Below are 12,387 nucleotides of genomic sequence, written 5' to 3'. Positions count from 1 at the left end.
TTTGTTCTCCGGGTATGAGGCAAGTTTGTCATAGTACGTGTCGGTTAAAAACCGACCGTGTCGATAGTTTGCGTAAGGCATCATTTGCGGAAAAGGCTGTTGAGTTCGTTTTGACTCATTTGCTTAGCTGCGAAGTTGGTCGTTCCCGTACGACACATCTCACGCGTGCTTTGCCGGATCAGACCGAGTGTGGCTCGTGCGAGACTACCTCCCACGCTTACACGTTTGACGCCAATGTCCAAAAGCTCGAAAACATTCAGCGGGATACTTCCCCAGCCGGTAACAATATTTACCGGTCCGTTAATCTCCCTCACCAGGGTCTTGATGGTCGCTATCGTGTGTGACCCACAGGGGTATACACAATCGGCTCCTGCCTCGAGATAAAGGTTTGCCCTTCTGATCGACGTTGCAAGAGCGCCTTTCACTGAAACGAGAAAAGCGTCAGTTTTGGCATTGAGGACAAAGTTACCACCGCGAGCATCGATCATTTCGCGGGCTGCTCGTATTCTGTCCACAGACAGCTCTTCATTGTAGAGGCCGTCTTCTCGAGGATTGTTATCCTCGATATTTCCTCCAGCCAATCCTGCTTCTATCGCGAGCGAGACAGTATCGGCCACGCGCTTTGGTATTGAACCGTAACCGTCTTCCAAATCCCCGTTTACCGGAAGTGCCACGGCTTCAACGATTTGCTTGATACGGGAAAACATCTCTTTGCGCTTTAAAACTGCGTGTTGATCGCGAACATCGAAATCAGGTTTGCCTAGTGAAAATGCTATACCTGCACTGGTCGTACCAATGGCATGAATTTTCTCACTGGCCAGAACTACTGCAGAGCCGGCATCCCAGGCATTGGGCATTAGAAAACCCCGATCCAGATGATGAAGCGCCTTGAAGGCCTTGGCTTTGCTGCCCTGTGTGTTCATCAAAAAGCAACCTGTCTCTTTACAGCTCTAAGTCCTGCATACTCGGCATAAAGCCATTCGTCGAATTTGTTTTTTCTTCTGATGTAATAAGTTTTTTGAATGCCCTAGCGTGTTGGCATGCTAGGTCTGGGATCTTACACCTGTGCTTATCGAGGAGGCGGCCCATGGACGTTGAGGGTCTGAAGACCTTTTTAGCAGTTTACCGTCAGCGAAGTTTCTCAAATGCGGCCCGTGTGCTGAACAGGACGCAACCTGCCATATCCAATCGAATTCATTTATTGGAGCAGGAACTTGGCATGCCTGTTTTCGAGCGGACGACTGCTGGTATTATGTTAAGCCAAGCCGGCCGCGTCCTGTTGCCTTATGCAGAACGCGTGCTTGCAAGTGTCCAGGATGCGGATGCTGCCATGCAGTCTCTGGCGACTGAAAACGCAGGACCAGTCGCCATAGCCATTGTTGGCACTCTGGCCGGTACAAGAATAACACAAACCCTCAAACGCTTTGTTGATGCGCATCCTACTGTCGACCTTACCCTTCAAACGGCGCGCAGCACAGAAGTTAGTGAGCTGGTTCGACGCGGTGAAGCAACAATAGGCCTAAGGTATGATCGGGATCGATCTTCGGATTTGGATTACCGGATCCTTACCCATGAGAAACTGTTGGTTGCTTGCGCCCCAAACCACCCGCTGGCCAGACAATCCATCAGCTTTTTTTCGGAATTGTTGAATGAAAGGTGGATTGCGTTTCCTGAAATTCAGGGTCAGAGGGAAATCTGGGCGTCACATGTATTCAGTATTTTTTCAGTTCTTGGCCACAGCGATTTGAATTGGATGCCAGTCGATAGCCTGACAGCGCAGAAACGTTTGGTCGAAGCAGGTTTTGGACTGGCATTAATGACGGAGAGTAGCATTGCGGAAGAACGCGCAAGCGGAGCCATGAGAACCATTGACGTCAATGATTTAACGGCACGAATGCCTATTTTCTCAGTCACACGTAAAGGTGGCTTTTTAAGTGCGGGTGCCAGTAGCCTGCTTGGAATACTCTTTGCAGAATTTGCTGCAGGTAGTTTAACAGCTAATTCCTGATATGCGTTTGATCATATGCCGGGTATTCCTGAATCTTCGGTGTAATTCAGCGCGATGGACCGGGAAAAAATGATAGCCGGTGGAACCAATCCTACCTTTTTGTCGTTCACTTCCAGCTTACGTTCTATCTATCCAAGCGACGTAGTCTTGTCGTTGTTCCCATACCATTTTCGCATTGGAGTTACGCATGGAGTCTATTCCCAGATCAAGAAAAGCTCGGACTGGAGTTTCGGGATTGGACGAAATCCTCAGTGGTGGATTAAGCGAAGGACGTGTCTTTCTGCTTGAGGGTAATCCGGGCACCGGGAAAACCACCATTGCAATAAGTTTCTTGCTGGAGGGGGCTGCAAAGGGTGAACAAGGGCTTTATGTGACCCTGTCTGAGACCGAGGATGAATTGCGTGAAGGCGCTGGTTCGCACGGACTTACAATCGGCGGCAACATCAAGGTATTTGAACTGGTACCGCCAGAGAGTTTGTTGGATGCTGAACAACAGCAAAGCCTGCTTTATTCCTCGGATCTCGAACTAGGCGAAACAACGAAAGCAATTTTCGAAGAATTTGAACGCGTTCGTCCCCGTCGGGTTGTACTCGACAGTCTGTCGGAGATCCGGCTTCTGGCTCAGGGATCGCTGCGCTATCGTCGTCAAATACTGGCGATCAAGCACTATTTTTCCAGGCAAGGCGCAACAGTGTTGTTGCTTGATGACCTGACATCAGACAGTTTGGACAAGACAGTACACAGCGTCGTTCACGGCGTGATCAAACTTGAGGAACTCGCGCCCAATTACGGCTCGGAGAGACGCCGGCTGCGGGTTATCAAGTATCGTGGCCAAGCTTTTCGGGGCGGCTTCCACGACTTCGTCATTAAAACCGGTGGTGTCGTTGCTTTCCCTCGCCTTGTCGCACTGGAAAATCGCCGTGACTTTTCTCGAGATGTACTCGCCAGCGGTATCGGCCAACTTGATGATCTTCTGGGCGGGGGCTTGGAGAGAGGCTCAAGCTGTCTCGTCCTCGGTCCAGCGGGAACAGGCAAAAGTACATTTGCCCTTCAATTTGTTACCGCTGCAATCAAACGCAACGAGAAGGCAGCAATGTTCGTGTTTGACGAAGAACTTGGTCTGTTGTTCGCGCGTGCCAAGGCAATCGGAATTGACCTCCAGCGGATGCGAGACGAGGGTAATCTGCATATTGAGCAGCTTGATGCTGCGGAATTGTCGCCGGGGGAATTTGCCCATCGGGTGCGTGAACGAGTGGATAGCGCGGACGCAAAAACTGTTGTGATTGATAGTTTGAACGGGTACCAGGCGGCTATGCCGGAAGAAAATGCACTTGTTCTGCATATGCATGAGTTGTTGCAGTATCTCAATCGCCAAGGAGCGACGACTATTTTGACCGTCGCCCAACATGGTCTGGTCGGTGACATGAAGGCGCCGGTAGATGTGACTTATCTGGCGGACACAGTTGTATTGCTTCGTTATTTTGAAGCTTCGGGCCGGGTGCGCCGGGCAGTCTCGATCATTAAAAAGCGAACCGGTCACCACGAAGATACAATCAGAGAATTCCGTATTTCCAAAGATGGATTGTCGCTGGGTCAACCTCTTGATGAGTTCCAGGGCGTATTACGCGGTGTGCCCAATTTTGTTGGTAAACCCGATCCGCTTTTTGCCCCAGGAAAAAAGGATTTTGACCATTCCTGAAATCAGCAAGCAAAACGCATTCCTTTACGCTCCCATTGGCCGCGATGCACAAGTCGCTGCCTCGATCCTGAGTGAGGCGGCCGTACCCTCAATCATTTTTGGAGATCTTGAAAGCCTTTGTCTGTCGCTTGGAGACAGCGTTTCTTTCGTCTTGCTTACGGAAGAGGCAATTCGCAACGCTGATCTCAAATTGCTTGCGTCCTGGGTCCGGGAACAACCGAGTTGGTCGGATTTGCCGTTTATCGTACTTACACAACGTGGCGGGGGTCCGGAACGCAATCCTGCCGCTGCACGCTTATCAGAGATACTGCGCAATGTGACATTTTTCGAACGCCCGTTTCATGCCACGAGCTTCGTCAGCGTAGCGAAAACGGCTCTACGAGCGAGAAGCCGTCAATATGATGCACTGAGCAGAATGGAGGAACTGAGTAAGAGCGAACAACGACTGCAAACGGCATTGCGTGCCGGAAAGTTGGGTTCGTGGGAGTATGAAATTCACTCGGGCACTTTACGTGTGTCCGAAGAATGTAAGATAATCTTCGGCAAACAGCCGCACGAAACCTTTACCCTCGACGAATTCATCAGCACTGTGCATTCCAAAGACCGTCAAAGAATACAGTGGGCTATTCAGGACACCATTTTGACAGGTCGTGACTATGAAATCGAGTGTCGTACGCTCAGGCCGGACCAAAGTGTTCACTGGGTAGATATGAGGGCCCGGGTGAGCAAAGACCGAGAGGGGCGCATCTCGCAGTTGGTTGGTGTCGCCTCAGATATAACGGCCCGCAAGAATGCGGAAAAGGATCTGATTGCGCTCAATGGAACACTTGAGGACCGTGTTGCCGCACGAACCCTTGAGCTGAACAAAGCCCATCAATCTTTGCTTGAACAGGTCAAACAACGGGAGATGGCTGAAGAGCAGTTGCGCCAGGCGCAAAAAATGGAAGCCATTGGCCATCTTACTGGAGGTGTCGCGCACGATTTCAATAACTTGCTTATGGCCGTTTTGGGAAATCTCGATCTACTGCGCAAGCATTTCGGGAATGATTTGAAGGCTTCGCGGCTGATCAATGGCGCTCTTCAGGGCGCACAACGAGGCGCTGCACTTACCCAGAGATTGCTCGCTTTTGCACGAAGGCAGGATCTCAAAGTTGAATCTATTGATCTTCTTGATCTTATCAAAGGAATGAATGACCTTTTGTGGAAATCAATTGGCTCGAAAATTCATCTCAAGTTTGATTTGCCCATCAGTTTGCCCCGTGTATTGGCGGACACCAATCAAATTGAACTTGCTCTTCTCAACCTTGTGGTCAATTCGCGCGATGCGCTGGAGGAAGGCGGCGAAATCGCAATCAGCCTCAAAGCGGAACAGACACCCGCTTCTGCTGATCTGATAGAAGGTTCTTATGTCATTCTTTCTGTGACAGATAACGGTCAAGGTATGTCCAGTGAAACGTTGAAAAAGGCGATTGATCCATTTTTTTCAACCAAGGAACTTGGAAAAGGAACCGGCTTGGGCTTGTCCATGATCCATGGTTTGTCGGTGCAACTGCACGGTGCATTGCGGCTGTCCAGTTCTGAGGGTGTCGGCACGACAGCGGAATTATGGCTTCCGATTAGTCCAGACCAAACCATCAATGCCATCCCAGATGATACAGCCACTGCCGGGAGTGTGAAAATGTCAGGATTTAAGATTCTAATGGTCGACGACGACGCTTTGATCGCCATGAGTACCGTGGATATGCTTGAGGATCTCGGGCATCGAGTGCTCGAAGCTCGATCCGGAGCACAGGCGCTCGAAATCCTCGAAAAAGAACAGGATGTAGACCTTCTGATTACGGACTATTCCATGCCGAAAATGACAGGAGCGGAGCTTGCCAAAGCAGTTAGGTTGGTGAAGCCCGACTTGCCGATACTGATTGCCACCGGATATGCTGATCTCCCGCCAGGCACAGATATCGATGTGCCGAGACTTGGCAAACCGTACACGCAGTCTGATCTTGCAGATCATATTTCCCAGCTTCTGTCATAACGCCACGGTCTTTGACAGTAATGGCAAGTGGATTTTTTGATGAATGGCGGATCAAAACTGACGTTATTCCGATTGCCCTTCTATAAAGTTCGTTCGGTGGCCTTTTTCAATCATGCTGCAACATTTTCTGACAGCTTTTCAGCTTGTACAAGGTCATGGAACTTTATGAGTGTTGGCATGCTGTTCCATAAGCATGCCGCATTTCCAGAAAATTATTCATTTTTCCAGAATTTTACTTATTTTTGTATGAACCCAGGTTCCCCTTCTTCAGATTAAAATTCCGCAACTAATTGAAAAATATATCAAATTTTGAAATATCTGTCATTATCTCCCTGATATGATTGTTGTTTTCCGGACTGTAAATCTCTTTCCATCGCAATTTGCATAAAACTCTGTAACCAAAGCGAACATTTGGACGAGATTTACAACATTTGAATTGTATGACTTAACAATTGACAGGCGGCGGCGCCTGTAACGCAGATACTTCCGTTGAGAGAGAAGGTGGCAGCAATCGATTGGCTGGCGTCGAATAAGATCCGCGCTTCATCACAATTTATCCTGCGTTTGTAGCTGTTTTGCCAGGCGACAGGAGGCATTTCTCATAGTTTTTGTTTCGAGCAGGTTCGTACGTGTCTGCGATGAACGTGCAACCGGGCGCGATGTGGGACACGCGCGTCCTTTGGGTTAAGAGGGCAGGTTGTTGTATCATACCGTTGTTGAGCTTGACGTGAGTAACCAATCAGGAATGCTTTCTGATATTCCCAGGCAGATCGGTCCGCGGCGCGAAACATCTGTTGGTGGTATCGTAAATGCATCGAGAGCGGCTGGATCAATGACATTCCGCTCCAACGCAGAATTTGCCACTGTAATCCTGTCTCCGGTGGACATGGAAGCAGCCTTTTCAAGCGACCGCTTGCAAAAATTCCAAGCGCCCATCGGCATGCTGGTGGTCAATCCGTCGAATATTGAACGGACGTTGCGTTGGAACGGATTGAAGCAAAATGCTGCAATTGCCTTCAGGCCCGCGACTTATTCAGACCTGGCAGCGGCCGAACTGGAAGGGGGGCACTGGGAACTGCAGCCGCCGAAGTTCGGACACATCGATCTTTGGGCGCTACGGCTGGCACAAGTTATGGCTACCGAGGTGACGAGGCCAACACAAAATTCGCTTTATCTGGATTCCTTGCTGACGGTGTTTGGGGTCCATCTATTAAGACACTACTCCAGCGCCAAGCAACAAATGCTGTCTCCCACGGCGAGGCGTTTGTCCGTTCAGGTATCAAGACGCGTGGCCGAATACATGCAGCAAAACGTATCTGATAGCATCCCGGTCAACGAACTTGCAAAAATATCCCGCATGTCACCCAGCCATTTTATTCGGGCCTTCAAGCTGACCTTTGGTATGCCGCCGCACCAATATCTGGTGCAGATTCGATTGCAGAGGGCAGAACGGTTACTCCTGGAAACAACACTGCCAATTTCGGATATTGCGCTTCAGACTGGCTTTGTCAGTCAAAGCCACCTGACCGATACCATGAAGCGCTACAAACAAATTACTCCGGCAAAAATCAGACATTTACGGTAACCGGGATACTTCCCAGTATCGCAGTAAATGTTTAATGCCCGGAAGAATGCGCAGTCCGTACTCAGTCAATAATCAGCGCGAGTGCAATCGGCTATCATACAGCATTATGCGAATCAGTACTGATGTTTTCTGTCTTCTTGCTGCCCATCTTTGAAATAAATACAGGATCGAAACCTTGTTTTTGTTAACGCTATTGCATTTTCCCACCTTTAAACGTTCGGCAGCCCCCATTTTAAAGTGAGATTCTGGAAAAAGGGCGATTTCGTGGAATATCTTTGGCAAAAGTTGTGCCTCAATCATCCTCATGTGAGGGAGGAGTTTCAGGATACTGCTTACCGATCTTGATACAGAAAATCGATGCCATGCTAAATTATCCTGCATATTCTGATCTTTAAACTCTAAGCACATTCTCCTTACAGAAGCTCGATGCAGCTCTGAGATCAATTGAAAATGCGGGCGTCCTTCTCGGGGTAGCCAAATGGATACGGCGTTTTAACGGCGGCGTAAAAGTCACGCTGTGCAGCAAGTGGGAGCGACATGTTTTGTCATTGGTAGATACTCAGTCTGTGAATTTCCGTAAACGTTTTTGGCCGAGAGCTCACGACTATTTGGCTCGATACCTTGGGGGCGTAAAAGGAACGCAAAGAGACCAGAGGAGGGGAGCATCCGCCATATCTCAGTCCCTTCATGACGAATTCGATCGCAGAATAAAATTCGTCGCCGGGTCAGTAGAGAAGCGGCAAAATATGGATTTGCCAGAATCGCGGCGCGACCTTCTGCTTGCCACGTACGTCTTGGGGCTCACATCTCCCTTCTACGAGGACGGTCCGCCTGAGCAGCATCTCGGAGCAATCCGGATGTGTCTCGCTTCTGTAATGCCGCCCGAGCGGGTAACGCAAGCTCTTCGCGCTGCGCCCTCCGATGGTGACAACTGGTATGCGAGCGCGCTCGACCCCATCGAGGCGATCGGCTGCAAGGACGGTCACGCACTTTTTGTTCGCTACATTGGTGCTGGTGGCACCACTGCAATTCAGAACTGACATGCATTTCAAATCTGCATCTGAAATGGCGCGAGGTTCTAGAGAAGAGCCAGTCGCGGTTAATTTGAGAGGGACTGCCATATGATACTTCAGTCACGTGTTACTGCTTTTCGCAAAATCACCCGATTCACAGGGAGTTGGGTGCCAGGAGCCCCTGAAGACAATCGCTCAATGCGTCACCGGCTGATGGCTGTGTTACGCTGCGCCCACCGTGTTCTTGGGGCAAAACGCACCGGCCTGGGGCTTGGTACGCTAGGTGTCGGCGGGGTGCTCGGGGCACAGCTTGCCGTGGTGGGGATCCTGGTTCCGCAGACGGCGTTCGCGCAGGTTGTCATTGGTAACGGGGTTCTAACCAACGTGGCGAACTGCACGACTCCTTCTGCAGGGGGGCTAAGCACAGCGATCGGTTGTGGCAACACCGCCCCTGGCGCTGCCTCAACTGCCGTTGGCAATAACGCCCACGTGAATGGCAATAACGGCGTGGCGTTGGGCACCGCTATCACCGCAACGGGCGATGCTTCGATCGCCATCGGCTATTCAATGGGTGTCAATGGCCTCAACGCCATAGGTGTGGGTGTCTTCGCGAACGCGACCGGTGTCAATGCTCTTGCCGTGGGCGGCAACGCCCGCGCACTCGCGGATGGAGCATCAGCCTTTGGTGTCAACACGACTGCAAACGGGGCGAACGCGGTCGCCCTAGGCTCAACGGCCAGCGCTTCGGGTGGTGCCTCGGTGGCGATTGGATTGTCCTCCAACGCTTCGTCTTCAAACGGTGCCGCCATAGCCATGGGGGTCGGCGCTAAGGCAAACGCTGGAACGGGCGGCGGTTCTCCCGTTTCCATTGGCACGAATGCCAATGCAAGCGGCACCGCTCCTGTTGGTTTCACGTTCGAGGCCGTTGCGCTCGGCACAGCCTCAACCGCAACGGGGGCATGGTCGGCCGCAGTAGGTTCGAGCTCTTCTGCGACCGGGACCGGAGCCAGTGCGTTCGGAACCTCCGCCACAGCGTCGGCCAACCAGTCCACGGCAGTCGGAAACGGGGCAAGTGCCACCGGCGTAGGGACCGCAGCCATGGGCTATCTCGCCAACGCCACCGGCGGAAATGCGATCGCGATAGGCTCTCAGGCCAATGCCGCTGGTTTAAACTCGCAAGCGCTTGGCAATGTTGCCAAGGCTTCGGGTGACTTCTCCTTGGCATTGGGCAATCAAGTCGTGTCCAGTGGAGTAGGCTCCGTCGCGGCGGGCTCTGGAGCCTCGGCCACGGACGTCTCCACCACCGCACTCGGCAACAACGCCACGGCGACCGCCTCCAGCGCAATCGCAGTGGGACTTGGTGCCACGGCGAGTGGTGTGAATGCCAGTGCGCTCGGCAAGTCGGCCAGTGCCAGCGCGCAGGACGCTATCGCTTTTGGTACGAGTGCCAAGGCTGACTCGGCCGATGCCGTCGCCATCGGTGCCAGCGCAACTGCAAGCGGCGGCAAGGCGGTGTCGATCGGCTCCGGCAATACCGCTTACGGCGACGGTGCGGTTGCCATCGGCGATCCGAGCTATGCCAGCGGCACCGGGGCCTTTGTCGGCGGCGCGAACAACATTGCCAATTCAGACGGTACAGCGAGCGCAACGGCTGCGAATGCGGCCAATGGTGCTGTGGCTATCGGTAACTCCAACAAGGCCATCGGCCAAGGGTCGGTCGCGCTCGGCAATACCAGCAGTGCCCTCGGCGCAGGTTCCCTTGCCTTTGGCGACACGGCGGCAGCCAATAATGCCGGTGACGTCGCTCTGGGTTCAGGCTCTGTCACTGCTGTGGCGATCGGCACACCCAGCACGGTAATCAATGGCACCACCTATGCCTTCCAAGGAACCACTCCGACCTCCACTGTCAGTGTCGGCGCGGCTGGTGCCGAACGCACCATCACCAATCTGGCAGCGGGCCGGATCAGTGCGACCTCAACAGATGCGATCAACGGCTCGCAGCTCTTTGCCACCAACACCGCAGTGGACAGCCTCGGCGCGACGATCAACAACATCAACAATGGCGGCGGCATCAAATATTTCCACGCCAATTCAACGCTCGCGGATTCAACAGCGACGGGAACAGATTCGGTTGCAATCGGACCGGTATCCACCGCAACGGGCGCCAGCTCTGTATCAGTCGGCAATGGTGCTACTGCGACCAATGCCAATGATGTTGCGCTTGGCTCCGGTAGCCAGACGGCTGCTGCGATTGCCACAACCGGAATCACGATCAACGGCGTCGCCTACACGTTCGCCGGGACAACTCCAACCTCAACCGTCAGTGTCGGGGCGGTTGGTGCCGAACGTACGATCACCAATGTGGCCGCGGGCCAGATTTCAGGATCGTCGACCGATGCAATCAACGGTTCACAGCTCTTTGCGACGAACCAGTCGATCGACGCTGTATCGGGGCAGCTTACACACTATTACAGCGTGAACGACGGCGGTACCCAGCAGGCAAACTATGCCAATAATGGTGCAACGGGGATCAACTCATTGGCTGCAGGCGTCGCGGCATCATCGACTGCGGATCAGTCTCTTGCTTTGGGCTACAACACCCAGGCAACAGTACTTGGCGGCGTAGCAATCGGCGCAGGCTCGGTATCGGATCGTCCAATTGCTGCAACAACCGGTACGATTGGTACCTTTATCCCCTATAACACCACTGACCTTACCTTGCTCGGTGCTGTGTCCGTAGGAAATGCTACCGGATATCGTCAGATTACAAATGTGGCTGATGGTACTGACGCGAGCGACGCGGTGACAATCCGCCAGCTTTCTGGCGCGCTTACCTCGTTTGCAACCACAACCGGCAAGTATTTTCATGCCAATTCGACCCTTGCGGACTCATTGGCGGTGGGAACAGATTCCGTGGCAGTGGGCCCGTCCACCGTAGTGAATGGTGACAATGGTATCGGCATTGGCAACGGCGCGATTGTCCAGCAAACCGCTCCCGGGGGCATCGCCCTTGGCCAGAACGCAACCGTCAATTTCGCAGATTCAGTAGCTCTCGGTACCAATGCCCAGGCGAACGGTATCCAGTCCATGGCGCTGGGTGCCGGGGCCTCGACCACATATGCAACCAACGTTGCACTCGGAGCAGGTGCGCAGGCCACCGCACAGGCCGGGGATGTGGCGCTGGGTGCCGGGTCGACCACCTCTGCTGCGGTGGCAACCACCAGCACCACGATCAACGGTACGACCTATAACTTTGCTGGTACCACTCCAACTTCGACAGTAAGTGTCGGCAGCGCCGGTGCGGAACGCACAATCACCAATGTAGCGGCGGGGCAGATCAGCGCAACGTCGACTGACGCGATTAACGGCAGTCAACTCTATGCAACGAACCAGTCTATTGAATCACTCACAGCGGGCATTGGTAATCTTGGAGACTCTGCCGTTCAGTACGACAAGAACACGGGTGGCACCAAGTCGAACACAGTCACCCTGAAGGGCGGCGATCCAAACGCACCGGTGCTGATCAGCAATGTTGCAGCGGGTGTTGCAAATACTGATGCGGTAAATGTCCAGCAGCTAAAAAGTGGATTGAGCACGACGCTGACAGATTCCAAATCCTATACTGATCAGGTTGGTGCAACGACACTCAATACCGCAAATGCATATACCGACTCCAAGTTCGGGCAGCTCAGCAACGATATTGGTGAGATACGCAGCGAAGCCAGAAGGGCTGCTGCGATCGGCTTGGCTGCGGCATCGCTACGCTATGATGACCGTCCCGGCAAGCTCAGCGTATCGATGGGCGGTGGTTACTGGCGCAACGAGGGGGCTCTTGCCTTTGGTGCCGGCTATACCAGCGAAAACGGACGTGTTCGTGCCAATCTGTCCGGTGCTACAACGGGCGGCAGTGTCGGCGTTGGCGCGGGCGTCAGCGTCACCCTGAACTGAGGCGTCAGACGAATGGTGTGTAAAAAGCTCCCGGCAGTTTTAAAGGTCCTGGTTTGCCTGTTCATCGCAGGCAGCCCGGCCACTGCCGGAAGCTATAAAGTC

At 53.0% G+C, this 12,387-nt stretch carries 7 protein-coding genes; 6 read left to right on the top strand and 1 reads right to left on the bottom strand.

The window, feature by feature from the left end:
- Window positions 1-80 precede the first annotated feature (80 nt).
- Complete coding sequence (locus FHW16_RS25360) at window positions 81-923, bottom strand: isocitrate lyase/PEP mutase family protein (RefSeq protein ID WP_182552051.1); 843 nt, start codon at window positions 921-923, stop codon at window positions 81-83.
- A 164-nt stretch (window positions 924-1,087) separates the two neighbouring features.
- Between FHW16_RS25360 and FHW16_RS25355 the strand changes: the two genes are divergently transcribed.
- From FHW16_RS25355 to FHW16_RS25330, 6 genes are all read left to right on the top strand, one after another.
- Entirely contained in the window at window positions 1,088-2,008 is a 921-nt protein-coding gene (locus FHW16_RS25355) for a LysR family transcriptional regulator (protein ID WP_182552050.1), read from the top strand.
- 187 nt (window positions 2,009-2,195) lie between these two features.
- A complete protein-coding gene (locus FHW16_RS25350; protein WP_182552049.1) occupies window positions 2,196-3,707 on the top strand; it encodes an ATPase domain-containing protein in 1,512 nt (503 codons plus the stop codon).
- Window positions 3,691-5,739, top strand: a complete 2,049-nt coding sequence (locus tag FHW16_RS25345) for an ATP-binding protein (RefSeq protein WP_432652089.1) — start codon at window positions 3,691-3,693, stop codon at window positions 5,737-5,739. Before FHW16_RS25350 ends, FHW16_RS25345 begins: the two co-directional genes overlap by 17 nt.
- A 700-nt stretch (window positions 5,740-6,439) precedes the next feature.
- Window positions 6,440-7,324, top strand: a complete 885-nt coding sequence (locus tag FHW16_RS25340; protein ID WP_246711949.1) for a helix-turn-helix domain-containing protein — start codon at window positions 6,440-6,442, stop codon at window positions 7,322-7,324.
- Between the two features lie 746 nt (window positions 7,325-8,070).
- The gene (locus FHW16_RS25335; protein WP_182552047.1) at window positions 8,071-8,364 is read left to right on the top strand and encodes a hypothetical protein; all 294 of its coding nucleotides are present in this window, start codon (window positions 8,071-8,073) and stop codon (window positions 8,362-8,364) included.
- 186 nt (window positions 8,365-8,550) lie between these two features.
- Entirely contained in the window at window positions 8,551-12,285 is a 3,735-nt protein-coding gene (locus FHW16_RS25330) for a YadA-like family protein (RefSeq protein ID WP_246711948.1), read from the top strand.
- Window positions 12,286-12,387: the final 102 nt, after the last annotated feature.

This window comes from Phyllobacterium myrsinacearum (genome assembly GCF_014138285.1).
GTDB lineage: Bacteria > Pseudomonadota > Alphaproteobacteria > Rhizobiales > Rhizobiaceae > Phyllobacterium > Phyllobacterium myrsinacearum_A.
This window is presented reverse-complemented; position numbering and strand designations above follow the sequence as displayed.